Here is a 24,389-nt window from a genome sequence, read left to right on the forward strand (position 1 = left end):
TTCTCATGCGCCAAGACCGACCATGTCTTGAGCATCTTCGACACCAACCGGACCGCGCGCGGCGACCGTGACGACCCTCTCCGCGCGGATGTCGACACTTGAGAACGCGAAGAGGAGGCGGTACTCCCCGCCCTCGATGAGCCATCCGCCGCTCCAGTGCGCGAAGGCCCGTGAAGGGATGGTGATCTCCACCGTCACGGTCTCACCGGCCTCGGCGCTCACGACTTCGAATCCAGCGAGCCAGCGTTTCGGGCGATCGACCGCCGATGGCGAGATTCTCTCGAGATAGCACTGAATCACGGTGCTGCCTCTGCGAGTGCCGATGTTGCTCACCGAGGCCATGGCGCTGAGATCGCTCTCCGGTGACGGAACGCCGATTACGTCGGCTGACGTGACATCCCATGTCGTGTATCCGAGGCCGAACCCGAATGGAAACGCCGGCGTGTTGTCCGAGCGGAGCCAGGCGCGGTACCCGACGTGCACACCCTCGTCATATCGCAGCACGCCATCCCTGGGGGTGACGGTAGCGACTGGGAGACTGGTCTCGTCTGCGGGCCACGTCATTGGGAGGCGTCCGCTCGGCTCGTCGGTGCCCGCGAGTATCCGGCCGAGAGCATCACCGAACTCTTGGCCGGGGAACCACATCGCGAGGGCCGCCGCCGCATCCTCCAGCCATGGCAGTCGGACTGGTGCGCCCGCGTTCACAACCACAACAGTGTTCGGGTTCGCGTCAAGCACCGCGCGCACGAGCTCGTCCTGCTTGCCGGGCAGAGCGAGCGAGTCGCGGTCGAATCCTTCGGACTCGACCTCCGCGGATGTGGAGACGACAACGACTGCGACCTGCGCGTTCTTCGCCGCGGCGACCGCCTCTGCAAGAAGGTCGGCGCTGGATCGTGTGGTGGGGGGTGTTCCGATGCGGAAGGACATCGCATCGCCCATCTCGCCCAGCTTCGGGCGGAACTGCACGCGGAGGTCGACGGCTGCACCGGTGAGCGGCGCGGCGAACGTCGTGGTCGGTGGGTGCAGAACTGCAGCGGACGGATCGTCATCTGGGCGGAGCCGGAGCTCGCCGCTCGCTATAACTTCTTCGTCGGCGAAAATCTCGTAGTCGCAGAGTCCGGCGATTCCCAGCGGAACCGTTGGTTGGGACGTGCTGGGGGTGTATCGGAAGTGCATTTCGATCAGATCCGACCGTGCGGCGAGCGCGGACCCATCGAACGAAACGATTCCCGAGGCGCGACGATGCTCTTCCGAGAGCAGCCGCTCACCGGTGAAGTACCGGACCGTCATTCCCGGCGTTCCATCAGCCGCCGTGAAGGTCCCGTCCACCAGGTCTGCGAGCCCCTGCTGGACGACTGCGCCGTGTGCCCACGTGACGGCCGCCTGCGGGAAGGCAGAGCTGATTCCCTCGAGTGGGGTAACCACGGCAGCGGGTATGACTGTTGCGCTGCCGCCGCCCTGGGTGCGTGCGATGACGGCACCTTCACCGATGACGGCGATGCTGTCGGGTGCACTCAGAGGGAGGAGTCCCTCGTTCTTGAGGAGGACGGAACCTGCGATGGCGGCTTCGCGAGCGAATCTGCGAAGCTCTGCGTCGGGGATGGGCGACGGCTTCTGAGGGGTGTCGATGTCGGCGAGCGCGCCAACGCGCGTGGCGAGCCGGAGAATGCGCAGTACCTTCCGGTCGATGGCATCCAGATCGATGTCACCGGCGCGGACCGCTCTGACGAGGGCGTCACCCCAGGCGCTCCTCGGTCCCGGCATGGCGAGGTCCTGGGGCATCCGGGCGCTCTGGAGGGAACGCACTGCGGTCCAGTCGCTGACCACGACGCCGTCAAAGCCCCACTCCGAGTTGAGTGGACTCTCCAGCAGCGGGTTCTCTGATGCGGTGACACCGTTGATCGAGTTGTATGCACTCATGACGAGCCAAGCGTCGCCTTCGACGATGGGCTGCTCGAAGGCGAGGAGGTAGACCTCTCTCAGGGCTCGCTCGCCGACGTGAACGTCGACGGTGAATCTTTCGGTCTCGGAGTCGTTCGCGACATAGTGCTTCGGTGTCGCTCCGACTCCGAAGGATTGCACGCCTCGCACGTACTCGGTGGCCAACGCCGCCGTGAGAACCGGGTCCTCGCTGAACGCCTCGAAATGGCGGCCACCGTAAGGGGTTCGCTGGATGTTGATTGTCGGGCCGAGGAGCACATCGACGGCTTTCCTCACCGCCTCGCTACCGAGCGCCTGTCCGTAGCGGCGCATCAGATCGCGGTTCCAGGAGGCGGCGGCCGCCGTGGGAGATGGGAGGTTCAAGGATGGGGATCGCTCGTCCCACGTGTCGCCGCGAACACCGGCCGGCCCGTCGGACATCACGATCGATCGCAGCCCGATTCGCGGAAGCGGCCATGTCGACCAAGAATCCCGTCCCGTAAGTAGCTGAACTTTCTCCTCGAGGCTCAGCTGATCGCACAGGGTGCGGAGAACCTCGTCATTGATCGCGGACATCTTTCACCTTTCGAAAGGTAGGTATAAAACCAGTCATTGACATTTCTTGAGTTCACACATCTCTTGTGCCTACCGGCGCCACAAGGCGCGCGCCGTCTCGCACGAGACCCGCCCAGAACGACTCGACCAACGAGGGCGCAAGCAGGTCAGCTCTGCGGATCACTCAGCCCTTGACGGCACCGGAAGTCAGGCCGGCCACGATCTGACGGTTGAAGAAGATGTACATCAACAGCGGCGGGATGGTGATGAGCAGGATGTTGGTGAACAGCAGGTTCCATGTCGTCTGGAACTGGCTCTGGAAGTTGTACAGCGTCAGCTGCACTGTCGCGTTCCTCTCACCGGGCAGGAAGTACAGCGGATTCGCGAAGTCGTTGAACACGGCCACCGACTGAACCACGATCGCGGTCACGATGACGCCGCGCAGGAGTGGGAACCCGATCCGGAAGAAGAGGCGAATCGGTCCCGCGCCGTCGATGGTGGCCGCTTCATCCAGTTCGCGGGGGATCGTCGACACGAATGCACGGAACAGGAGGATGCAGAACGCCATCCCGTAGGCGACTTCAACGAGCGCCAGCCCACCGATCGTGTTGAAGATGCCGAGTCGCTGCATGACCCAGGCTGTGGGCACGATGGCGGGGGGAACAATGAGACCCGCGAGGATCAGGAAACTGATGAGTCCGTTCCATCGCGATGGGCGGCGGGCGAGCACCCAGCCGATCATCGCGGACAGGACCACCATGATGGACACGGACAGCACGGTGAGGATCGTGCTGTTGATGAACGCAGTGACCAGCATGAAATCGCGAGTTTCGAAGACCTTCGCGACGTTGTCGAAGAACACGAACTGCGTCGGCAAGCCGAAGTCCAGGCGGGCAGCTTCGGGTCCGGTCTTGAAGGTCTGCACAACGATGAACCCGAACGGGACAAGGAAAAGGATTGCAGAAACCAAGATCGCGATGATCCCGGTGACGTGCCGGGCGGCGACGTGACGTTTCACAGGTCGGTCTGCTTTCGGTTGAGCCACAAGAACAGTGGCAGGATGATGGCGCTCACCAGGACGAAGAGCACGACGTTTCCAGCGGTGGACAAGCCGTAGAATCCGGCGGCGTACTGCTTGTAGATGACCGACGCGACGACGTCGCTCGAGAAGCCGGGCCCGCCGCCCGTCATCGCCCAGATGAGTTCGAACGACCGCAGGCCGCCGATGAGGGAGAGGATGACCACCGTTGTCGTCGCGGGACGGACAAGGGGCAGCGTGATGTGCCGGAAGTTGTCCCACGCCCCCGCACCGTCGACACGAGCGGCTTCGTAGTAGTCGCGTGGAATCGCGACGAGGCCCGCCATGTAGATCAAGGCGGCCAATCCCACGCCCTTCCACACATCCACTGCGATGATCGAGTAGAGCACCAAGGTCGGGTCGGTGAGCCACCCCGGTCCCTCGATGCCGAAGATCGCAAGCGTCCGGTTGATGGCGCCGTCGAACGGATCCATGAGTGCCTGGAAGGTGATTCCGACTCCGACGGTGCTCACCAGCACGGGGAAGAACACCACCGCGCGAAGGTATCCGCGCGCCAGGATGTTGGAGGTCAGCAGCACGCCCAGGAGCAGCCCGAGCACGACTTTGAGGCCTGAAGTGAGGACGCCGTAGATCAGGGTATTCGTGAAGCCCTTGCTCAGTTGAGGGTCGGTGAAGAACGTGACGAAGTTGTCGAATCCGATGAACTGAACGTCGAACAGTGTCCACCTCGTGAACGCGAAGTAGAACGACGCGAACGTCGGCGCAATGAACAGCACTGTGTAAATGGCGGCACCCGGTAGGAGAAACCAATGCGGGTACATGCGGTGCGCATATCGTCGAGGCCGCTTGAGATTGCTCGTTTTCGCGAGCTCATTTTTCTGGAGAGGGGGTGCGAGTGTCGCCATGGTCGTGACTTCCTGCTGTAGACGGGGGCCATCAGCCGGGCTGGTGGCCCCCGTCGGTGGTCGGCTTGCGGCCGGTGGGTCTACCAGCCGGGAAGACCGAGCTGCTGAGCTTGCTTCGCGGCATCCTCGTCGTAGAGTTCTGCGCCACTCTTGCCATCGCGGATGCCCGAACCGACCTCGACCGTGATCTGCATGAGGTTCGGCCCCTTCACCGGCGAGAGGAACTCGAGCGCCGGCGCCAGATCGCCAGAATCGAAGTACGGCAGCATGTCAGCAACGATCTTCGGAGCGCCATCAGGAAGGGTGCAGCCCTTGACCGGGTAGGCGCCCGTGACGCCAAGCGCCTCGGTGATCGTGTCGCATCCCTCCGGGCTCGCGATGAACGCCATGAACTTCTTCACGGCGTCCGGATGGGGAGTGTTGGCCGGCGCGTAGAGAGCGGGCGGCTCCCATACGGTCATGCCGCTCTTGTCGGCCGACTCACCGGGGATCCCGAAGAAGCCGACATCATCGACGTTGTCGGGGTAGTTCGTTGCGATCGTCGCCTGTGCGAAGCCCAGCATGGGATAGTTCGCCGCCGTACCGGTGGCCACCGCCTTCAGCCCATCGTCGAGCTTCGCCGATGCGAAGTCCACGTTCAGGAATCCACCCTCGACGAGGTCCTGAAGCTTGGTGAAGCTCTTGACAGCAACGGGGTCGTCGGCGAAATTGACCTTGTTCTCGGTGTACTGCGACGCCCAGTCCTCGTCGCTGGCATACACGTTGTAGAAGTCGGCGAGGGTGAGGATCTGCGATGTCCAGGTGTCGCCATAGGTCTGCTCGACCGCGACGTGACCGGCATCCTTGATCTTCTGGGCATTCGCCAGGAACTCGTCCCACGTCTTGGGGACTTCGAGTCCGAGCTCCTCGTAGAGCGGGATGTTGTAGAAGATCCCGCCTCCGCCCGCCGACTGGACCGGCACGCCGTAGATGCCGTTCTCGGTCGAAACGGAGTTGATCCACGCATCGTCGAGGTTGTCGATGAAATCCTCGTCCTTGAGGTTCAGCATCGTCTGGTCGGGGTTGAGGGCCTGCAGCAGCGAACCGCTGTTGTACCAGAACATGTCGGGCATCTCGCCGGTCGCAAGGCGCGTCTTCATCAGGTTGTCCAGCTGAGCGGAGTCGCTCGGTCCAGACGCATCCACCTTGACGGTGATGTCCGGGTTCTTCTTGTGGAACGCCGCTGCGAGAGCGTCCGCGGTTTGGATGTTGGTTTCGACCCCGGAGCCCTGGAACCAGGTCAGGGTGACGGCTCCCTCGGTTTCGGAGCCGCCTCCTCCGGCGGCACAGCCGGAAAGGCCAAGGGTGACGGTCGCGACGCCGGCGGCCGCCAGCATTAGCGCGCGTCGGGAGTGTGATGACATGACTTACCTCTCTGTAAGGCCGTCTCAATGCGACGGGAGTGCCGCCGAGTTAAAACAAGTCAACGACGGGCTTTCGCGTTATGTTATGTCGCCGAGCGCGATTCGTCAACGGCCGCGCGTCGGTTCGCAAGACATGTAGCATTTCGGAGCATGACGGAACGTGGCCCCTATGCGAAGGGCGTGGCAAAGCGCGAAGAGATCCTCGCTGCGGCCCTCGAGCACTTCGCGCGGAAAGGTTACGACCGGGCCTCCGTTCGTGAGATCGCACGAGAAGCCGGACTCAGTCAGGCCGGACTGCTGCACCACTTCAGCACCAAGGAAGAACTCTTCCTCGAAGTCCTGCGCCGACGCGACGACCGTGACGGGGATCCAGAGCAACACCGGCACGTGCACTCAGTCGACCACCTCATCCATGCCGTGGAGCACAACGTCGACGAGCCAGGGCTCGTCCGCCTGTTCGTCTCGATGTCGGCCGAGAGCGTCGACGAGTCCAGTCCCACCCGATCCTTCTTCGAGTCGCGCTATGACTGGCTGCGGGGTGAACTGCGGGCCGACATCGAGCGACGGCAGAAGGGTGGCGAGATCTCACCCGACCTGGATCCAGACGACGTGGCGTCGCTCCTCGTCGCCGCGGCGGATGGACTACAGCTCCAGTGGCTGCTGCAGCCTGACAAGGTCGACATGCCCAACCAACTCAAGGTGCTCTGGGACCTGATCAGAAAGAACGCGTGACACCGCCCGGCGACGGGGCGATCTCTCACACGCTCTCATCCTCGGCTAGAGCCCCGTTGAGTTGTAATACCAGTCACTGATCGGTATATTCAGTCGCACGCCGTCCTCGGCCGCCGATCGAAGGAGACTTGTGGCCACCGCTGTGAACGCCGATTCGCCCACCGGCCGCGGAGGCAACGTGCAGATGACGTTCGCCTACTCCAGTGCCTACGATCAACGGTTCGCGGGCGTCGCACGACAACTCGAGAGCTATGCCGCAGCTGACCCTGGGTTCAGCGCTCAGCTCAGCATCCGTGTGCACGGCGATCTGATGCTCGAGATGGCCGTGGGACCCTATCTGTCAATCGACTCACTAACGGGGGTGTATTCGGTCACCAAGGGTGTCGCTGGGCTGGTCATCGCCACCCTGATCGACCAGGGGCTGCTCGAGCTCGATCATCCGGTATCCACCTTTTGGCCGGAGTTCGCCCAGAACGGCAAGGAGGCGGTCACCGTCCGTCAACTGCTGTCTCACCAGGCCGGCCTTCCCCTGGCCGCCCGCACACTGAGATTGGAAGAGCTCACCGACCGCTCTGCAGCAGAGGTGCTGGCCACCCAGCGTCCTCTCTGGCACCCCGGTACTGCTTTCGGATACCACGCACTGACGATCGGCATCCTGATGGAGGAACTCGTGCGGCGGCTGACCGGCCGCACACTCCAGGAGGTGTACGAGACGTCGATCCGCGCGCCTCTGGATGCCGACTTCTTCCTCGGACTGCCCGAATCGGTGGAAGGAAGGTACGTTGGCGTGCGAGACATCGAGCTCACGGAGGACCAGGCCCGGGAACTCGCCAGCCGTCCGCCACTCGACTCCCTCGCCACGGCGGTGTTCACCAACACCGATGCCCCCGACGACCGCAGTCCCACGGGGGTGAGTTCGAACAACGAGGTCATCCGGCGATCGGGCCCCGCGGCCATCGGCGGGGTCGGAAGCGCTCATGGCCTCGCGCTACTGTACGCCGCGACCCTTCCCGGCGCGCCGCATCCGATCGCGAGCCCCGACGCGTTCGCCGTGATGGCCCAGCAGCAATCGTGGGGCATGGACCGCGTGCTCAACGTGATGAACTGCTTCGGAGTCGTCTTCATGCTCCCGCAGCCCCGGATGCCGTTCGGCGGGCTCGGCGCCTACGGACACGACGGCGCCGGCGGCGCGCTCGCGTTCGCGGACCCGACCACCGGCTTGTCGTTCGGCTACATCCCGGTCCCTATGCAGTATCCCGGCGGCGCGGACCACCGCTCGCTCGAACTCGCCCGTCTCGCGGCTGAGGCAACTCGCCGCGCATCCTGACCGCACCAGAATTTACAGAACCCAGAAAGGCACGCCGAACATGACGGACCCGACGCTCGCCGCCCCCGCCCTGCGCACGGCCTCGTTCCTCACAGCCGAAACCGAGCGCGGGATCGCCCCACGATTCTGGACGACCGCCGCCCTTGCCCAACCACGGGAAAAGATCCTGCGCGCCACGATGACAGCCACCGCACACGGCGTCTACGAGGCGTTCATCGACGGGCAACCGATCACTCAGTCGGTTCTCAACCCGGGCTGGACCTCCTACGAATGGCGCCTGGCGTACCAGACCTACGACGTCACCGACCTCATGCGCGGGGGTACAAACGAAGAGACCCGAGTCGATGTCGTCCTCGGCAATGGGTGGTACCGCGGCGACCTCGGGTTCGCCAGCGCGAACGCGAACTACGGGGACGAGATCTGCGTGGCCGCCGTAGTGGACATCACGTTCCGGGACGGCTCCGCCCAATCAATCGCGACCGACGCCCAGTGGACGGCGGAGGAATCCATGACCACTCGCAACTCCCTCTACAACGGTCAGACCATCGACGCCCGGCTTCGCGGCGCCGGTCGCCCGTTGCAGGTACGGGCGACCGACATCGACCGATCCACCCTCTTCGCCCAGACGGCTCCACCCGTCCTGCGCCATGAGCGGCTGCGTCCAGTGAACATCTGGACATCTCCGAGCGGCCGCACGCTCGTCGACTTCGGTCAGAACCTCGTCGGCTGGATTCGGTTCGACATCCAGGGCGACGCCGGCTCAGTGATCACCATCCGGCACGCAGAGGTTCTTGAGAACGGCGAGCTCGGCATCCGTCCCCTCCGCGGTGCCGAAGCCACCGACGTGTTCATCCTGTCGGGTCAGGTCGACTCCTTCGAGCCCACCATGACCTTCCACGGGTTCCGATACGCGGAGATCGACGGCTGGCCCGGCGAGCTGACGACGGAGAGCATCGAGGCCGTGGTTGTCCACTCCGATATGAGACGCACCGGGCAGTTCGCCTGCTCCGAGCCTTTGGTCAACCAGCTCGTGCACAACTCTGTCTGGGGGCAGAAGGGGAACTTCCTCAGCGTTCCCACTGACTGCCCCCAGCGCGACGAGCGACTCGGATGGACCGGAGATCTCGCCGCCTACGCGGCATCCGCCTCGTTCCAGTTCGACACCGCCGGCTTCCTCGACAACTGGCTGCAAGACCTCCTCGCCGAAACCACTCACGCCTCCGGGGCGATCGTCCCGCTCGTCATCCCCGACGTACTCAAGTATGCGAACTTTCCTGAAGGGTTCACGATCCCCTGGCACCGCGCGACGGCCGTGTGGGGTGACGCCGCCGTTTGGGTGCCCCAAGCGCTCTGGCAGGCGTACGGAGACCCTGCGAGGCTGGCAGATCATTACCCGGCGATGGTCCTGCACCTGGAGTCGATCGAACAGGACATCTCGCCAACCGGACTCTGGTCGCTCGGCAATCAGCTCGGTGATTGGCTCGACCCAGACGCTCCGCCAGACGACCCCGGCGCGGCCAAAGCCGATCCATCCGTTGTCGCGACCGCCTGCCTGTATCGCTCAGCTTCGTTCGCCGCCGAGGCAGCGAGGATCCTCGGGAAGCCGGACGATGCCGATCGCTGGCGACGTCTCGCGGATCGAACCCGCTCTGCATTCAACACCCATTATGTCGTGCGCGGGCGCGTGCAATCGGACTGCGCCACCGTCTACGCGCTGGCGATCACGTTCGACCTCCTCGATGCGGAAGATCGCGTGCTCGCCGGAGACCGCCTTGCGGAGATCGTGCGAGCATCCGGATACCGCGTCACGACCGGGTTCGCCGGCACCCCCTTCGTGACGTGGGCGCTCTCGGAGACGGGACACGTCGAAGACGCCTATCGTCTGCTTCTCGAGAAGGAAAGCCCCTCCTGGCTCTACCCGGTGACGATGGGAGCGACCACGATCTGGGAACGTTGGGACTCGATGCTCCCCGACGGCACCGTCAACACGGGCGAGATGACGAGCTTCAACCACTACGCTCTCGGTGCCGTTGTCGACTGGGTCTACCAAGTGGTGGGTGGTATCCGCCCCGCCGCTCCCGGATACGCGAGGGTGCGAATTGAACCGGTCCCGGGACCGGGCATCACCTGGGCTGAGACGAGCGTCGAGTCCCCTGCGGGTCGCGTGGCCTGCGCCTGGCGCATCAACGAAACAGACGAAACCTTCACGCTCAATGTGTCGCTTCCGTCCGGGCTGCCAGCGGAAGTGGCGCTCCCCGATGGTCAGCTGATCGCAGTCGACGGCGGCGACCACACGTACACCTCGCGAATCAGCTGACATCTGGTGCGATTTCCTCGCGGGCGAGGCGGCGCACCACGGCACGCGCACCTGAGGCGAGATCCTTACGGAACGTGAGGCCAGGGTGGCTCAGTCGTGAGAACTCGTCTCTCTAGCGGACCGAAGCCGTCGACGAGCGCACGATGAGCTCCCCGCCGGGATGGGCGAAGTCACCGCGCGGATGGTGCTCGATCTCGGCGAGGAGCGCACCGATGGCGATCCGCCCCTCCGCTTCGAAGTCGGGGCGAACGGTGGTGAGCGGCGGGTTCATGTAGGCGGCCTCAGCGATGTCGTCGAAGCCGATGACACTGACATCCCCGGGTACGTCGAAGCCTCGTGCGAAGAGTCGGTGAATGAACCCGATCGCCATGGCATCGTTCGCGACGAACACGGCTGTGATGTTCGCACTCGGATCGAAAACCCCGCCGGCGCGATCGCCGGACGCTGGTGTCCAATCTCCCGACCATTCCGCGACGATCTGTCCTCCGCCGGCGCGCACGTCGGCGAGAAACTGCGATCGCCGTTCACGGGACGGCAGCCACCCATCCGGTCCGCCCAGATACCCGATTCTTCGGTGTCCGAGTTGGAGCAGGTGGTCGGCGGCCATCGCTGCGCCGGTCTGGCTGATCGTCTGACCACCGCCCAACGTCTCTGCCGGGTCGACGATGATCGGCACGTCGAGCGGTCGCCGCTCGACCACCCTCCGCATACTGTCCGTCAACGTCACGGCGATGATGCCCGCGACCTGCTCCTCCTCGAAGGAACGGAACGCCTCCTCGATCGCAAGCTCGTCGTCGCCGTCGACGCCGACGATGTTGACGGAGTAGCCGGATCTGCGTGCCTCATTCGCCGCTCCACGCAGCAATCGAGCGGGACCGAACTCGAACATCTCGTGAGCGAGTGCTCCGATGCGCTTGGACTTCCGGGTCCGCAGGAGCCGTGCCGCCTGATTCGGCCGATAGTCCAGCTCCGCGATCGCCGCCTCGACGCGTTCACGCGTTCCAGGACGGATCCCCTCGAACCCCTTGATGAGCCGCGAAACGGTTTGCGCTGACACTCCGGCGAGCCTCGCCACGTCGTGCACTGTCGCCGGTCTCGTCGGTGAACTCGACGCTACGCTCCGTGTCATCACACCCCCATTGTGCTCCCCGCAGATCGCTTTCGCGGTCTTCTCCACCCTCACCGCGACATGAATGTCATCGATAACAGAAACTTCTTGTCATCGATAACATTCTGCTCTATCGTCTCCAGCGTGGCCGACAATGCCGTCCCCACTCAGACCGTTTCCGTGACTGAACACGACGGAATCGCGACGGACCTCGTCCATCGTTCGGTCGGGCTCGGCGTCGATCAACCTTCGACGAATGTCGAATCCCGAGCACGATTCAACGAACAGGGCGAGGAGCACATGAGTACATCGAAGAGGAAGAAACTGGCGACGGCGGTCGGAGCCGTCCTCGTCGGTACGGCACTGGCGGTGGCACCGCTTGTCACCGCGCAGGCATATTCTCCGACGCCTGAGGTGCTCTACCAGTTGTCCAGTGACGAGCCGTGCCTGAAAGGCCGCGGCAACTGCGTCATCTACGGGAAGTCGGCGCAGACGCCGAGCGGCAGGTTGGTCACCGCCTTCGAGAAGGCCACGGCCGTCACGTACGCGGACGGCACGACCGGGGCAGTCGGCCAGACGATGCCGGTCTGGGCGAGCGACGACCACGGCACCACGTGGCAGCACCTGTCGGATGTCCCGGCGCCGGCCTTCCTCTCGGACGATCCGGCCAACGACATCTACACGAGCAACTGGGCGAGCCCGTACCTGTACACGCTCCCCGAGGACGTGGGCGATCTCGCGGCGGGCACGCTGCTCCTGGCGAGCGTCGTCACCGGCGAGGACGAGTTCTATCGCGAGCAGAAGGCCGCTGACCCCAACTGGGTGCCGAGCAACGACGGCGACCGCCGCAACCTCGCACTTGCGCTGTACTCGAGCGTCGACGACGGATCGACCTGGAACTTCGAGAACATCGTCGCGACCGGCGGTTGGCAGGGCGGCAGTGCCGGCGCCACCGGGGTGAACGTCGCGAAGGCGAACGTGTACAAGCAGGTCGACCCCATCTGGGAGCCGCACCTGATGGTGCACGAGGGCCAGCTCGTCGCCTACTATTCCGACGAGAACGACTACCTCGGCTACGACGCAGCCACGGGCGTGCCGATCCTCGATCCCGCCAACGACACCGCGGCCGACTCGAAGGCGCAGATCCTGGTCCACAAGACGTGGGACGGCACGAGCGCCGCCTGGAGCCAGCCGGTGGTCGATGTCGCGGGGCCCACGTTCGCCTGGAACGGTGGTCAGCAGATCGGCCGCGGACGCCCCGGCATGACGACCATCGCGCCGACGACCGACGGCAAATGGCTCCTCACCTACGAGTACTGGGGCGGGGGCGCGAACGTCCGCTATAAGATCGCCGACGACCCGCTGAAGTTCTATGAGGTCGGCGGCGCAGAGGGCACCTCGATCGGCCAGCTTCCGATCGACCAGGGTTCGCGAGTCCTTCCGCAGGGCGGCAGCCCGGTCACCATCGCGCTGCCCGACGGCCGCATCGCCTACAACGCGGCCGGAAGCGGAAGCGTGTGGATCAACGACGGCTCCAGCACCGGCGCATGGACGGAGTACCAGACGACCATCGGCGCCGGCTACAGCCGAACCCTCCAGTACGTGGAGGGAACCGGACGCCTCCTCATTCTGCAGTCGAGCTGGGGTGGACCCGGCAGCGAGGCCATCATCCGACACGCCGACATCGACTTCGGATACACGGACGGCGCCTACTACCGCATCGTGAACCGCAAGACGGGTCAGGTGATCGGCACCGGCGACAACACGAACGATGCGAATCTCGGGAACTTCGACGAGCCCGACGTCCGCCTCGAGGATCTCGGCTCGGTCTCGAACGGAGCGACGCAGTACTGGCACCTCACTGAGAAGGACGGCGGTACCACGACGCTGCTCAACATGTCGGGCGGACGCGAGGCCTCGATCTGGACCGGAAACGCGACCGTCGGACAGCGGATCGGGCAGTGGGTCGACCACCGCCACGTCGGGCATTGGAACATCGTCGAATCCAGTGATGGTTACGTGAAGTTCCAGTCCTCGGCGAACCCGAGCGTCTACCTGACCGGACCGAACGCCGGCGCCCCGCTCACCCTGCAGAACGCGCTCGCCGACGGTTCACAGGAATGGCAGATCGTCGAGGGAGTTCCGCAGGATCTGCTCAAACTCGCCACCTCGGCGACGACACGTTGTGTCGCCAAGAAGGCGCATGTGGAGATCGCCGTCCGCAACGATGACGACACTCCGGCCGACGTGTCGATCACCACGGTCTACGGAGCGAAGTCGTTCCCGTCGGTGCAACCGGGCCAGTCAGTGTCGGCCGACTTCCGCTCTCGCGCTGGGTCGATGCCGGCAGGCACGGCCACCGTGAGCGCGACCGAGCCGGGCGGCCCGGCCACGTTCGACGGCGAAGTCGCGTACGCCGCCGCGAACTGCAAGTAGCTCGCGAACGGTAAGGAAGCTGGTGAGGGGTGGCTCGCGCACTTGCGCGAGTCACCCCTCACCGCCCGCTGCGGCACACATGGACGAACGGACGGATGCCGACGCGTCCGCCCGCAGCGGATCTCCGTTCCCTCGTGGCTGCTCTCCGAGCGTCACGCGCTCGCACCGGCGATCCGCATGGTCGCCCCTGCTCGTGCTGCGAACGCCGTGGCGCTGGCGGTGATCGTCTGCCGCATGACCTCGACCGCCGCGGTCGGTGCGACGTCAGCGGGGCGGGTGAGACTGATCGTCCGCTCGAGCGTCGGGCCGTCGAGTCGCACCGATCGCAGTCCAGGGCGATCGATGAGCACCATCGCGGGCACGATTGCGACGCCGAGCCCGCGCTCCACGAACCGAAGTACGGCATCCATCTCCGCCCCTTCGAGCACCACATCTGGCGTGAGATCAGCCGCGCGGAAGGCGGCATCGGTCGCGCTGCGCAAGTCGTAGGTGGAGCTAAACCCGATCTGCGGCAGAGTCGCAACCTCCGCGAGTCCCATGGTGTCGCGGGTGGTCACCGGCGGCGCGGCGGCCGACGAGATCACCACGAGCTCCTCGATGAGCAGCGGCGTCACCGTGAACCGCTCGGCCGACGAGGCATCCGTCGTGGTGATCAGTGCCAGGTCGAGCTCACCGCTCGCGAGCTCGTCGAGCAATCGGCGCGACCCCTGTTCCGAGAGGTGCAGTTCGATGGCCGGATGCTCCGCGTGGAACGCGCTGAGCACCTCGGCGACGAGGCTGATACACAGGGTGGGCGTGGCGCCGAGCCGCACCCGCCCGCGCTCGAGGCCGGCGAGTTCGGCGAGTTCGCGCCTGACCGCCTCCGCGTCGGCGAGGATGCGGCGCGCGAGCGGCAGCAGCGATTCACCCGCGACCGTCAGCGTGCTGCCGCCACGGGCGCGGTGGAACAGCTCGGCGCCGAGATCCAGCTCGAGCGCGGCGATCTGGCGGCTCAGCGAGGGCTGGGCGAGGTACAGCTCTTCGGCGGCGCGGGTGAAGTTGCCGAAGCGAGCCACCTCGACGAAGCTGCGCAGTTGCTCGAGGTTCACATCGATAGTCTACGCGCATCGTTACGACGATTTATATGCATTGGAGTAATCGAATGCTGCTGCCTAGCGTTGAAGCATGAGCACCTCAGAGCGTCAGATCTCCACCACCGTCCTCGTGATCGGCACCGGCGGATCGGGCCTGCGCGCCGCCATCGAGCTCGCCGAGGCAGGCGTCGACGTGCTCGCCCTGGGCAAGCGCCCGAAGTCCGACGCCCACACCTCGCTCGCCGCCGGCGGCATCAACGCGGCCCTCGCCACAATGGATGCCGACGACAGCTGGCAGCAGCACGCAGCCGACACGCTCAAGGAGAGCTACCTGCTCGCGAACCCGCACACGGTCGAGATCGTGACCTCGGGCGCCGCCCGCGGCATCGAAGACCTCGAGCGCTACGGCATGCCGTTCGCCCGCGAAGACGACGGCCGCATCTCCCAGCGCTTCTTCGGCGCCCACACCTACCGCCGCACGGCGTTCGCGGGCGACTACACCGGGCTCGAGATCCAGCGCACGCTGATCAACCGGGCCGCACAGTTGAAGGTGCCGATCCTCGACACGGTCTACGTCACGCGCATCCTCGTCAACGACGACGGCGCCGTGTTCGGCGCCTACGGCTTCGACCTCGACGACGGCACGCGCTACCTCATCCACGCCGACGCGGTCATCCTCGCCGCCGGCGGCCACAACCGCATCTGGCGGCGCACCTCGTCGCGGCGCGACGAGAACACGGGCGACTCGTGGCGGCTCGCCGTCGAGGCCGGCGGCCGACTGCGCGACCCCGAACTCGTGCAGTTCCACCCCTCGGGCATCATCGAGCCCGAGAACGCGGCCGGCACGCTGATCAGCGAGGCGGCGCGCGGCGAGGGCGGCATCCTCACCAATGGTCTCGGCGAGCGCTTCATGGCCAAGTACGACCCCGAGCGCATGGAGCTCTCGACACGAGACCGCGTGGCCCTCGCCTGCTACACCGAGATCAAGGAGGGCCGCGGCACCCCCAATGGCGGTGTCTGGCTGGATGTCTCGCACCTCCCGCGGGAGACGATCATGACGCGGCTCCCCCGCGTGTACCAGACCATGCTCGAGCTGCAGATGCTCGACATCACGAAGTCGCCGATCGAGATCGCTCCCACCGCGCACTACTCGATGGGCGGCGTGTGGGTGCGACCCGACGACCACGGCACGGACGTCCCGGGCCTCTACGCCATCGGCGAGGCATCCTCTGGCCTGCACGGCGCGAACCGCCTGGGCGGCAACTCGCTCATCGAACTGCTCGTCTTCGGGCGCATCGTGGGGCAGGCCGCGGCCTCTTACTCCGCGTCGCTCGACGCCCAGAAGCGGTCGGCGGCCGCCGTGCAGACCGCGCGCGACGAGATCGCCTCGCTGCTCGCATCGGATGGTTCCGAGAACGTGCGCGCCCTGCAGCGCGCCATCCGCAACACCATGACCGAACACGCCGGAGTGGTGCGCGACGAAGCCGGCCTGCTCACTGGGCTCGCCGAGCTCGACGCGATCGAGGCCCGCATGGGCGACATCGGCGTCCACCCCGACATCGCCGGCTACCAGGATCTGGCGCACGCCTTCGACCTCAAGTCGGCCGCGCTGGCCGCTCGTGCGACCCTCGAGGCGGCGCTCGAACGACGCGAGACCCGCGGATGCCACAACCGCAGCGACTACCCCGAACTCGACGAGTCGCTGCAGGTGAACCTCGTCTGGTCGCCCTCGACCGGCGTGACCCGAGAGGAGATCCCGCCGATCCCGGAGGAGATCGCGACGCTCATGCGCGAGGTCTCGACGGCCGGCAAGCTCGTCGAGTGAACGGTCCGAAAGGGCTGATGTCACGTCGCGCGAGTGAACCCCACGCTCGATGCGTTTCCGCACCTCGTCAGTTGATTATCTCGCCTCGCTCGTCGGCGCGAAGCTCTGCCAGCCGCTCTCTCCACGCCTGCAGCGCCTCGGGCGTCTGCCGCGTCCAATCGGTGATCTCGCCGACGACACGGAGCGGGGCGCTGCTGCGGTATGACCGAGTCGGGTTGCCGGGGAACTTCTTGTCGGTCACGTTCGGGTCGTCTTCGAACGGTCCGGTCGGCTCGACGGCGTAGACGCGCGGGGCACCGTCACCGGCCGCGAGCTCCGCGGCGAGTCCGGCACCATCGGCAAGAGCGGTGAAATAGATGTGGTTCATCACGACTTCGGGTCGATAGTTCGACCGGAAGCCCGCCGTCAGCAGATCACCGTTGTGCAGGTCGGCCTTCGTGCCGTGAAAGAACGGCCCTTCGTCCAGTGCTTGGCTCACCGCGACAGCATAAGCGAACGACCTTCGTCCTGCATTCGGCCGCGGAGAAAGGTGTGCAGATCGCTGGCCGCTTCGAGTAACTTGATGCTGCGACGGGTGAGGTCGGCGAGGCGAGCGTCCAGCAGTTCTCGAGCGTCAGAAGTCATCCCGTGAGTTCGGAGCTGATCGAGGGCCCGGGCGATGGTGGGGATCGGGTAGCCGCCGCTTCGGAGCGCGGCGACGATACGTGCATCGGCGATCGCGTTCGATTCGTACCGACGGTTATGGGGTGGGCGACGCGCCGGGGCGACGAGTCCTTCGTGCTCCCAGTGCCGGAGCGTTGAGGTGCGAACACCGAGTGCCTGAGCGAGTTCGCTGATCGTCATCGCGTCGCGTTCGTCGAAGACCTCGCCGGCGTCTCGAAGAACGGCATCCAGCGCTTGTCGTGCCTCTCTCACGCGAGCGCGAGCGCTCGCGAGAGTCGCATGCAGCTCGTCGATCTTCTCGGCGACTTCGTCAACTGAGCAGGTCCGCAGCCAGGGCATCAGCTGGCGGGCGGGGACGGGGCCGATGGAGCCCGCAAGCGCGCGGTATGCGCGGAGCGCGATGACATGCTGCTCGCGGTACCGGCGGTAGCCGTTGCTCCCCCGTTCCGCGCGAGGGATGACACCGAGGCGCTCCAGATCGCGCACCTGCTGGGTGGAGTACCCCACACGGCGGCCGAGCTCGGCAGTTTTCAAGATCTGTTCTTGAGGGTTCCCCATCTGAATACCCGGTCTTTCATCCTGTAACTCCACATAAGCACTTCAGCGTCACGATTGAGAGATGGAGATGCAACAGATCATCGATGCAGTCCTCGGCTTCGACGGCGCACTCGTCGTGCAACCCGCCGAAGGCAGTGAGTTCCCCGAGCTCGCGTGGGGCGACGCGTTCTTCTATTACGCACCAGACGGGGTCATGCCGGAGCGATCGCAGCCCTACGGCACGATCATCACGAAGAACTACCCCGACGACGAACGGTCCCGACTCGAACAGCCCGGCCGATTTCGTGTGAACGTTCAGGTCGAGCGCGGTCAGGCGCAACGACTGATCGAGGGCGACGACCCGGCCGAGCCGGATTCGTTCGTTGCGCACCCGCTCTACGGCGCTGCGGGGTGGCTTTCGGTCGTCAATCCGGCAACCCGAACGAGCGACGCCCTCCTCGTTCTATTGCGGAACGCGCACGACGCGGCGAAGGCTCGCGCGACCCGCCGAGAGCGACTGGCGTAAGACCGTGAGCTCCCTTCAGTCGCTGAGCTTGATCGACCGCCGTTTCGTCGCCGCCTGGGCGGCGGACTGCGCCGAACGCGTGCTGCCCATCTACGAGGCAGAGGTTGCCGACGACAGTCGCCCTCGCGACGCCATCGAACGCGCACGCGCCTTCTCGCGCGGCGAGCTGAGCGCGGCGGAAGAGATACGCCGCCGCTTCGTCGCCGGCCGCGCCGCTCACAGCGCGAGCAGCCCAGCCGCGATGGCATCCGCGCGATCCGCCGCACAAGCTGCGGGCGTCGCGCATATGGGCGCGCACGGTCTCGGCGCCGCGGCGTACGCCGCGAAAGCCGTGAGCCTCGCCTACCCCGAAGACGCCGAAGCCGTCGCGGAGGAGATTCGATGGCAACTCGAGCACATGTCCGCGCCGGTGAGGAACGCCCTGCAGCACTTGCCGCGACTGGGGGAAGACTCGGCCGGCCCGCTCGGCACTGGTCTTCTCACCTCCGGCATCCTCGGCTTCGTCATCCGCGACCTGCAGGCGAAGCTCGCTGACGCGTGATTCCGAAGCGCTGGACTCGACGGTGGACGAGCGAGAGAAACCGCACCGCCGAAATGCCCCCATAGGATGACCGGATGCCTCTCTTCGACCACCTCGGAATCAGCGTCGACGACTTGCCTCGCTCGATCGCACAGTTCGACCCGGTGATGCAGGCGCTCGGCTGCACGCGGCAAGACGCAGATGACTCGGTTTCCTGGTACAAGGGCGAGGAGGAGCTGATCCTCTTCCCCGCCCGCGAAACGAGCGGCGGGCCGCACCGCCACGGCCGCGTCGGCTGGCAGCACCTCGCATTCGCCGTCGATTCGCGCGCGGAGGTCGACAGCCTGCATGCAATCGCGCTCGGCGCGGGTTGGACGGCAGTGCGCGAACCCAAGCTGTACCCGCGATTCAACGACCGCTACTACGCATCCTTCATCGAGGACGACAACGGCATCCGCATCGAGTTCATGTACAACCCGCCGCGAGAATCATCCGCAAACTGAGCCGGCATGCTCACCGATCGCTTCGGGGTGACCTGGATCCTCGACGTGGCCGCCGCCTACACCGCCGAGTAGAACCTCTGAGCGCTGCGGCGCGGAAGACCAGAGTGTCCCGCGCCGCAGCCACTCCGATGACCGCTACGCGGGCGACGCGGGGGCTGGCGCGTCAAGTGCGAGCTTCACGCCCACCGCGCCAAGCAGGGTCCCGGTGACCCACCGCTGCCAGCGCATCCACGTGGGTTTGCGCTGAAGAAACACCGCGATCGACCCCGCCGCGAGGATGATCGCCCCATTCACGACCATGGCCACCGCGATCTGGATAGCTCCCAGCTGGAACCCCTGGGCGACCACGTTGCCAGCGCCCTGATCAACGAACTGAGGGATCAGTGCCAGGTACATGAGCGCCGCCTTCGGATTCAGCAGATTCGTCACGAGCCCCATCCGGAAGAGCTTGGCGGCGGAATCGCGGGGAAGCTCGCGGGTCTCGAACAGCGACATGCCGCCCGGGCGCAGCGTCTTGTACGCCAGCCAGAGCAAATACATCGCACCGGCCACCTTCAGCGCGGTGTAGAGCCAGGGAACCACGATGAACACCGCAGCGAGCCCGAGGTTCGCCATCGTCATGTAGACAACGAACCCGACTGCGGTGCCCGCCATCGACACCATGCCGGCGCGCCACCCCTGGCTGATACTGCGGGAGACCAGGTAGGCCATGTTGGGCCCGGGAGTGAGTGCCATCCCCAACTCGACAAGGGCGATGCCTACGGCAGCGGCAAGCGTGATCAAGATGGCCCCTTCGTGCAACGGATGACGCGGGCATCTCCTTTGACGCGCAGTCTCTCCACCGTATGGCACGAGCCAGCGCTGAACACGCTCCACCTGTGGGCGACACCAGCGCGTCCTGTGGACCATGAATAGGGGCCCGCGGGCGGATCCCTCAACGAGTCAGCACCTGGCCTTCCCCCGTGCGCTGCTGACTGTGAGCCACGGCGTGACTGCGCGATGATTGAAGCCATGATCGACGCTCGGCCCGCTCTCGGTGTTCGACTCGCTTTCACGGCGACCTCAGCAGGAGGCAGGCAGCGCTCGGTACTCGGCGGCAACTCGATCGAGACTCGAATGCAGTATCGGCCGAACTGGGGGCTTCCGGGCTGGCCGGATGGCGACCAAACCGCCGGGCCAGTACTGGGCTTCAGCAAGTCCAATATCAGCCAGGGCGACACGACCGAGGCAGTTATCATTCCCCTGTTCGCTGAGCAGGTGCCGCAATGGTGGGAAGTTGGCCCGGGTGACGCGGTCAGGATGTACGAGGGGTCGCGCATTTGCGGAGTTGCGACCATCCTTTGGGTCGATCGGACTGCGTTGACGCTCACTGACGCGGAGGCGGAGCGGCTGCTCCAGCGTCTGGGAGCGGAGTAGCGCGGCCGCGCCTGACCGGCAGAGGGATCCTCGACCGCGAATCACCGGTTCTGCGCTTGTCGTCCCTGTCTCCGTCGGCATAGGTACCCTCACGGGCAGACGCGAACCCTGCGTCCATCGAAGCTGACGATGTCGCCGAGCTGCAGCTGCCGTCCGCGTCGGCGATCAACCTCGCCGTTCACGGCCACATAGCCGTTGATGATGGCCTCTTTCACGTTTCCACCGGAGTCGAGGAGCCCAGCGAACTTCAGGAACTGCCCGAGGCGAATGACCTCTCCGCCGATCGGGACGTCGTCGATCGGAGCCGGGTTCGTCATCCCCGAATGTTAGTCGACCAGGTGCCGGCCCCTAAGCCGGTCCTCATCGGACAACCGCAAGCGGATCGGTCTGCGGGCACGTAGTCGGAGTGCTGGTCTGGAGGCAATCACCTCCAGCGACACGTAGTCGTGGTCACGCGCGTCGAGGCGTCCACCCCGACGGCAGCGGGCCGTCGATCGCGGCCCGTTCCCGGTCGGCCTCCGCGGACCATCCCTGCGCGGCATCCGTCGCATCGAACCCGCCGCGGGCCACGCGGAACCCGACGTCTTCGTGGTGCATGCGCGGTGCACCGCCCCGCCGGGTCGAGGCCCTGACGCTCCAGGCGTCATCGGCGAACCCGCCGCCGCGGAACACGCGGTAGGCGTCGTAGCGGGCGGGATCGAGCAGGTCCCAGCACCACTCCCAGACGTTGCCGAGGGTGTCGAAGAGCCCGTTGAGATTCGGATGCTTCCCGCCGACGTCTTGCGGTGCGGTCACGCCGTCGGCGCTCGTCCAGGCGACCTCGTCGAGCGGGCCGTAGAGCGGGCGCGTCGACCCCGCCCGGCATGCGAACTCCCACTCCGCCTCGGTCGGCAGGCGGTACCCGTCAGCGTCGACGTGCCATGTGACGTCTTCGCCATCGAAGGTGTAGACGGGGTCGAGCCCCTCCCACTCGGATGCCGCGTTGCAGAACCGGATCGCACGCAGCCAACTCACTTCAGTCGCCGGCCGGCGTTGATGCGACGCCGTCTCGCCGAGCATCTCGCCGAGCTGCTCCTGCGTCACCGCGTACACCCCGATCTCGAACGGCTCGAGTTCGACGCTCCACCGCACCTTGCGGCGGGCGTCGTGGAGCGTGACGGCGCCAGCCGCGATCCGCGCCAGCTCGATGTCGGTGGTCATCCGGGCAGTTTCGCCTTCATTCACTCTCAGAGCAAACCGGCGGCGCGGCGCAGGTTCCAGTCTTCGGACTCCGACCAACGATCGATGATCCGTCGTGCGCGCGTCGCGTCCGGTTCCTCCAACCGATCGAGCAGCGGACCGACCACGTCGATGGCGAGCGGGTCGACGAGCTCAAGGACACGCGCGTCGCGAAGGAACTGCTCGAGCCGGGTGAGGTCGCTCCCTTGTAGCACCGCTAGAAAGCGCTGCAGGAGGACAATCGCCGCGAGTCGGCGCTCGTACACCGGCTCCGACCACAACTCCCAGGCGAGCGCCGTGACCTCGTCGTGCGACATCCCGGGATACCGCCGATCTGCGTCACGAACCGCACCGCGCACCGCGCCTTCCGAGGCGCCGTAAAACTTCAGGCCAACCCCGATCCGGTCGGCGTCCACATCCGCCCGCACCTCGGTGCCCTCGGCCTGGAGGGTGCGGTCGATGAACTCGGCCGGTTCCGTCATGCTTCGATTCTCGGTCACTCCGCTGGGCCGAACACGTGCATGCTGTTCATGCTACGAACCCGCGCATATCGTCCGCTTATCGAAACCCGCATACGTGCTGGCAACACCGCGCGGCCTTGACTGGCAGCATGAATCGAAACCGACGATCAGAACGAACAGCGACTCGCTGGGTTCGTGGGCTCCTCGTCGTCTGCGGCCTGGTCATCGTCATCGCGGCGACCACCGCCGCCATCTCCTCCACGCTGCCCAGCTCCTCGTCTGCATCTCCGTCCTTGATGTCCCCGGATGCACCAGCGCCTCCTCGCAGCGAGAACCGCGGGGTGCTCGACGAGACCGGTCGAGTTGCTGACGGCGTCACGGTCTTCGACGACGAGGTTCCGGCGCTCGCCAACCTCGATCCGGCTCTGCTCGAGGCCCTCCGTCAGGCCGCAACGGATGCCGCGGGCGACGGAGTGGTGTTCATCCTCAACAGTGGCTGGCGTTCTCCCGAGTACCAGGATCAGCTCCTTCGCGAGGCCATCTCTGAGTACGGCTCGCACGAGGAAGCTGCCCGCTGGGTCGCCACCGCAGCGACATCTCCTCACGTGTCGGGATATGCGGTCGATATCGGGTACGACGATGCGACGGCGTGGCTGTCCGAGCATGGTGCCGTGTACGGACTTTGCCAGATCTACGACAACGAGCCCTGGCACTACGAACTGCGCCCCGAAGCCGTCGATCAAGGCTGCCCCAGCACGTACACCGACCCCACCCAGGACCTGAGGATGCAGCAGTGACCGGCGGTGCAGGACTCCGCATCGGGCCGTCAACGCACGAGGAGCCCCCGGCTCTCCACCCCTCGCGAGCGGGCGGGCGTGGCTTGCTGGTCGCGCTGTTCGCGGCTAACCTCGTGCTCCTCACCTGGGTCGTGCTGTGGAAGCTCCATATGCCGTATGTCGGCGAGGGCGCGCTGCGCCACATCAAGCTCGTCCCGTTCGTACCAACCGCTGAGGATGGCGCCAGTGACCCCCTCGAGGTGATCGCGAACGTCGTGCTCTTCGTTCCCTTCGGCGTCTACCTCGCCCTCCTGGCACCGTCGTGGCCCTGGTGGAAGCTTGCGGGCGTGGTCGCCGGGTCGAGCCTCGCGCTCGAGGTCACCCAATGGGTCCTGTCGGTCGGGAGTTGCGACATCACCGACCTCGTCGTCAACACCGCCGGGGGCCTGTCCGGTCTCGGCCTGCTCGTCCTGGCGCGCCTTCGGTTTCAGGACAGGATCGGCACCGTCATGACGCGGGTGTGCTCCATCGGAACCGTGATCTTCCTCCTCGCGGCCGGAATCTTCATCGCCCCCTTGCACTACGCGCCCATGCGGGCCGTCCACATCCCGCTCGGCTCGACGCCCTAGTGTCTCCTTCGGGGCGTGGGCGGCTTACAGCCCGCGCGACGAGATCGCATCGCTTCCGGCGGGCGCGCGGGCGGCTTCCGCACCATGCCAGGACGCAGGGAGGTGCGGTGTCGATTCCGCTGCTACTTCTTCGGGTTGACGGGGCCGGCGTTGAATGGCCTCGGAGGTTGCTTTCCCGGCCACTCGCCTGTGTGTTCGTACCACCTCACGGTGCGATAGTGCCGGTCCAACGATTCAGTTACCGCCCTAACCACGACCGCGTAGAGGATGTAAAACCAGATCAGCAGTCCGACCAGATATGCCACGATCAGAAAAAGGTCCATGACAGGAATCTCCTCCTGACGCCCGATCTCCACCAGCCCCAAGGCGAGGCAAGACGAGATCTCTCAGATTCTCGGGAGATCCGGTGCGCATCCGTCGAGTGCCGGACGGCCAACAGTGCAAAGCTCAGTCGACGCAGACCTTCGCTGGCTTCATCCTTCTCCGGCCACGCACTCTTC

Annotated in this window: 24 protein-coding genes; 11 read left to right on the top strand and 13 right to left on the bottom strand. The window is 65.7% G+C overall.

All coding sequences use genetic code 11. From position 1 onward, the window contains the following. Nucleotides 1–3 precede the first annotated feature (3 nt). The 4 genes from J7E25_RS09715 to J7E25_RS09730 form a co-directional block, all read right to left on the bottom strand. The gene (locus J7E25_RS09715) at nt 4–2,361 is read right to left on the bottom strand and encodes a glycoside hydrolase family 3 protein (protein WP_251038901.1); all 2,358 of its coding nucleotides are present in this window, start codon (nt 2,359–2,361) and stop codon (nt 4–6) included. A 298-nt stretch (nt 2,362–2,659) separates the two neighbouring features. After that, on the bottom strand, nt 2,660–3,520 hold the full coding sequence (locus J7E25_RS09720; RefSeq protein WP_308164478.1) for a carbohydrate ABC transporter permease: 861 nt from the start codon (nt 3,518–3,520) through the stop codon (nt 2,660–2,662). Further along, nucleotides 3,490–4,290 carry a sugar ABC transporter permease gene (locus J7E25_RS09725; RefSeq protein WP_308164479.1) on the bottom strand — a complete coding sequence of 267 codons (801 nt, stop codon included), beginning with the start codon at nt 4,288–4,290 and terminating at the stop codon, nt 3,490–3,492. The genes J7E25_RS09720 and J7E25_RS09725 overlap by 31 nt, the downstream gene beginning before the upstream one ends. Nucleotides 4,291–4,499: 209 nt before the next feature. Next, nucleotides 4,500–5,795, bottom strand: a complete 1,296-nt coding sequence (locus J7E25_RS09730; RefSeq protein ID WP_251038902.1) for an ABC transporter substrate-binding protein — start codon at nt 5,793–5,795, stop codon at nt 4,500–4,502. Nucleotides 5,796–5,972: 177 nt separating this feature from the next. Here J7E25_RS09730 and J7E25_RS09735 point away from each other — a divergent pair, with 177 nt between their 5' ends. The 3 genes from J7E25_RS09735 (at nt 5,973) to J7E25_RS09745 (ending at nt 10,198) form a co-directional block, all read left to right on the top strand. Further along, nucleotides 5,973–6,554, top strand: a complete 582-nt coding sequence (locus J7E25_RS09735) for a TetR/AcrR family transcriptional regulator (RefSeq protein WP_214869922.1) — start codon at nt 5,973–5,975, stop codon at nt 6,552–6,554. Nucleotides 6,555–6,684: 130 nt separating this feature from the next. After that, on the top strand, nt 6,685–7,881 hold the full coding sequence (locus J7E25_RS09740) for a serine hydrolase domain-containing protein (RefSeq protein ID WP_214869923.1): 1,197 nt from the start codon (nt 6,685–6,687) through the stop codon (nt 7,879–7,881). A 40-nt stretch (nt 7,882–7,921) separates the two neighbouring features. Continuing rightward, nucleotides 7,922–10,198: an alpha-L-rhamnosidase gene (locus J7E25_RS09745; protein WP_214869924.1), complete on the top strand. Its 2,277-nt coding sequence runs from the start codon at nt 7,922–7,924 to the stop codon at nt 10,196–10,198. A gap of 112 nt (nt 10,199–10,310) precedes the next feature. On the opposite strand, the gene J7E25_RS09750 is transcribed toward J7E25_RS09745, so the two are convergent. Continuing rightward, complete coding sequence (locus J7E25_RS09750; protein WP_251038903.1) at nt 10,311–11,327, bottom strand: LacI family DNA-binding transcriptional regulator; 1,017 nt, start codon at nt 11,325–11,327, stop codon at nt 10,311–10,313. Nucleotides 11,328–11,606: 279 nt separating this feature from the next. Between J7E25_RS09750 and J7E25_RS09755 the strand changes: the two genes are divergently transcribed. Then, entirely contained in the window at nt 11,607–13,742 is a 2,136-nt protein-coding gene (locus J7E25_RS09755; RefSeq protein ID WP_214869926.1) for an RICIN domain-containing protein, read from the top strand. A gap of 152 nt (nt 13,743–13,894) precedes the next feature. Here the strand turns inward: J7E25_RS09755 and J7E25_RS09760 are convergent, their stop codons facing one another. Continuing rightward, on the bottom strand, nt 13,895–14,830 hold the full coding sequence (locus tag J7E25_RS09760; protein ID WP_374196206.1) for a LysR family transcriptional regulator: 936 nt from the start codon (nt 14,828–14,830) through the stop codon (nt 13,895–13,897). Nucleotides 14,831–14,906: 76 nt separating this feature from the next. Between J7E25_RS09760 and J7E25_RS09765 the strand changes: the two genes are divergently transcribed. After that, on the top strand, nt 14,907–16,640 hold the full coding sequence (locus J7E25_RS09765) for an L-aspartate oxidase (RefSeq protein ID WP_214869927.1): 1,734 nt from the start codon (nt 14,907–14,909) through the stop codon (nt 16,638–16,640). 67 nt (nt 16,641–16,707) lie between these two features. Here the strand turns inward: J7E25_RS09765 and arr are convergent, their stop codons facing one another. Together arr and J7E25_RS09775 are read right to left on the bottom strand one after the other, a co-directional pair. Next, the gene (gene arr / locus J7E25_RS09770; RefSeq protein ID WP_214869928.1) at nt 16,708–17,118 is read right to left on the bottom strand and encodes an NAD(+)--rifampin ADP-ribosyltransferase; all 411 of its coding nucleotides are present in this window, start codon (nt 17,116–17,118) and stop codon (nt 16,708–16,710) included. Beyond that, nucleotides 17,115–17,837 (bottom strand): MerR family transcriptional regulator, encoded by a 723-nt coding sequence (locus tag J7E25_RS09775; RefSeq protein WP_214869929.1) that lies wholly within the window; start codon nt 17,835–17,837, stop codon nt 17,115–17,117. The genes arr and J7E25_RS09775 overlap by 4 nt, the downstream gene beginning before the upstream one ends. 85 nt (nt 17,838–17,922) lie before the next feature. Between J7E25_RS09775 and J7E25_RS09780 the strand changes: the two genes are divergently transcribed. From J7E25_RS09780 to J7E25_RS09790, 3 genes are all read left to right on the top strand, one after another. Beyond that, complete coding sequence (locus tag J7E25_RS09780) at nt 17,923–18,366, top strand: DUF6194 family protein (protein WP_214869930.1); 444 nt, start codon at nt 17,923–17,925, stop codon at nt 18,364–18,366. 4 nt (nt 18,367–18,370) lie between these two features. Beyond that, nucleotides 18,371–18,907 carry a putative immunity protein gene (locus J7E25_RS09785; protein WP_214869931.1) on the top strand — a complete coding sequence of 179 codons (537 nt, stop codon included), beginning with the start codon at nt 18,371–18,373 and terminating at the stop codon, nt 18,905–18,907. 74 nt (nt 18,908–18,981) lie between these two features. Further along, entirely contained in the window at nt 18,982–19,389 is a 408-nt protein-coding gene (locus J7E25_RS09790) for a VOC family protein (RefSeq protein ID WP_214869932.1), read from the top strand. Between the two features lie 135 nt (nt 19,390–19,524). Here the strand turns inward: J7E25_RS09790 and J7E25_RS09795 are convergent, their stop codons facing one another. Further along, entirely contained in the window at nt 19,525–20,172 is a 648-nt protein-coding gene (locus J7E25_RS09795; protein WP_214869933.1) for a LysE family translocator, read from the bottom strand. 216 nt (nt 20,173–20,388) lie between these two features. Here J7E25_RS09795 and J7E25_RS09800 point away from each other — a divergent pair, with 216 nt between their 5' ends. Continuing rightward, the gene (locus J7E25_RS09800; RefSeq protein ID WP_214869934.1) at nt 20,389–20,805 is read left to right on the top strand and encodes a hypothetical protein; all 417 of its coding nucleotides are present in this window, start codon (nt 20,389–20,391) and stop codon (nt 20,803–20,805) included. 89 nt (nt 20,806–20,894) lie between these two features. On the opposite strand, the gene J7E25_RS09805 is transcribed toward J7E25_RS09800, so the two are convergent. The 3 genes from J7E25_RS09805 to J7E25_RS09815 all read right to left on the bottom strand — a co-directional run bounded on the left by J7E25_RS09805 (nt 20,895) and on the right by J7E25_RS09815 (nt 22,505). Then, a complete protein-coding gene (locus tag J7E25_RS09805) occupies nt 20,895–21,122 on the bottom strand; it encodes an RNA-binding S4 domain-containing protein (RefSeq protein ID WP_214869935.1) in 228 nt (75 codons plus the stop codon). Between the two features lie 133 nt (nt 21,123–21,255). Next, nucleotides 21,256–22,005, bottom strand: coding sequence for a formylglycine-generating enzyme family protein (locus J7E25_RS09810; protein ID WP_214869936.1), 750 nt, complete (start codon nt 22,003–22,005; stop codon nt 21,256–21,258). A gap of 26 nt (nt 22,006–22,031) precedes the next feature. Next, nucleotides 22,032–22,505, bottom strand: a complete 474-nt coding sequence (locus J7E25_RS09815) for a DNA alkylation repair protein (protein ID WP_214869937.1) — start codon at nt 22,503–22,505, stop codon at nt 22,032–22,034. Nucleotides 22,506–22,825: 320 nt separating this feature from the next. Between J7E25_RS09815 and J7E25_RS09820 the strand changes: the two genes are divergently transcribed. Together J7E25_RS09820 and J7E25_RS09825 are read left to right on the top strand one after the other, a co-directional pair. Then, the gene (locus J7E25_RS09820; protein ID WP_308164481.1) at nt 22,826–23,281 is read left to right on the top strand and encodes a M15 family metallopeptidase; all 456 of its coding nucleotides are present in this window, start codon (nt 22,826–22,828) and stop codon (nt 23,279–23,281) included. After that, nucleotides 23,278–23,889 carry a VanZ family protein gene (locus J7E25_RS09825; RefSeq protein ID WP_308164482.1) on the top strand — a complete coding sequence of 204 codons (612 nt, stop codon included), beginning with the start codon at nt 23,278–23,280 and terminating at the stop codon, nt 23,887–23,889. Before J7E25_RS09820 ends, J7E25_RS09825 begins: the two co-directional genes overlap by 4 nt. 122 nt (nt 23,890–24,011) lie before the next feature. Here J7E25_RS09825 and J7E25_RS09830 read toward each other — a convergent pair whose 3' ends face one another. Next, on the bottom strand, nt 24,012–24,212 hold the full coding sequence (locus J7E25_RS09830; RefSeq protein WP_214869939.1) for a hypothetical protein: 201 nt from the start codon (nt 24,210–24,212) through the stop codon (nt 24,012–24,014). Between the last annotated feature and the right edge of the window lie 177 nt (nt 24,213–24,389).

Origin of the sequence: Agromyces sp. ISL-38 (assembly GCF_018613935.1) — a bacterium.
Taxonomy (GTDB): Bacteria; Actinomycetota; Actinomycetes; order Actinomycetales; family Microbacteriaceae; genus Agromyces.

What these genes read in the sequence shown, in the direction of transcription:
- J7E25_RS09765 (WP_214869927.1), top strand. Translation starts at nt 14,907, where the DNA reads ATGAGCACCTCAGAGCGTCAGATCTCCACCACCGTCCTCGTGATCGGC.
- J7E25_RS09755 (WP_214869926.1), top strand. Translation starts at nt 11,607, where the DNA reads ATGAGTACATCGAAGAGGAAGAAACTGGCGACGGCGGTCGGAGCCGTC.
- J7E25_RS09735 (WP_214869922.1), top strand. Translation starts at nt 5,973, where the DNA reads ATGACGGAACGTGGCCCCTATGCGAAGGGCGTGGCAAAGCGCGAAGAG.
- J7E25_RS09730 (WP_251038902.1), bottom strand. Translation starts at nt 5,795, where the DNA reads ATGCTGGCGGCCGCCGGCGTCGCGACCGTCACCCTTGGCCTTTCCGGC.
- J7E25_RS09830 (WP_214869939.1), bottom strand. Translation starts at nt 24,212, where the DNA reads ATGGACCTTTTTCTGATCGTGGCATATCTGGTCGGACTGCTGATCTGG.
- J7E25_RS09780 (WP_214869930.1), top strand. Translation starts at nt 17,923, where the DNA reads ATGGAGATGCAACAGATCATCGATGCAGTCCTCGGCTTCGACGGCGCA.
- J7E25_RS09815 (WP_214869937.1), bottom strand. Translation starts at nt 22,505, where the DNA reads ATGACGGAACCGGCCGAGTTCATCGACCGCACCCTCCAGGCCGAGGGC.
- J7E25_RS09800 (WP_214869934.1), top strand. Translation starts at nt 20,389, where the DNA reads ATGATTGAAGCCATGATCGACGCTCGGCCCGCTCTCGGTGTTCGACTC.
- J7E25_RS09790 (WP_214869932.1), top strand. Translation starts at nt 18,982, where the DNA reads ATGCCTCTCTTCGACCACCTCGGAATCAGCGTCGACGACTTGCCTCGC.
- J7E25_RS09715 (WP_251038901.1), bottom strand. Translation starts at nt 2,361, where the DNA reads ATGTCCGACGGGCCGGCCGGTGTTCGCGGCGACACGTGGGACGAGCGA.
- J7E25_RS09810 (WP_214869936.1), bottom strand. Translation starts at nt 22,005, where the DNA reads ATGACCACCGACATCGAGCTGGCGCGGATCGCGGCTGGCGCCGTCACG.
- J7E25_RS09750 (WP_251038903.1), bottom strand. Translation starts at nt 11,327, where the DNA reads ATGACACGGAGCGTAGCGTCGAGTTCACCGACGAGACCGGCGACAGTG.
- J7E25_RS09805 (WP_214869935.1), bottom strand. Translation starts at nt 21,122, where the DNA reads ATGACGAACCCGGCTCCGATCGACGACGTCCCGATCGGCGGAGAGGTC.
- J7E25_RS09745 (WP_214869924.1), top strand. Translation starts at nt 7,922, where the DNA reads ATGACGGACCCGACGCTCGCCGCCCCCGCCCTGCGCACGGCCTCGTTC.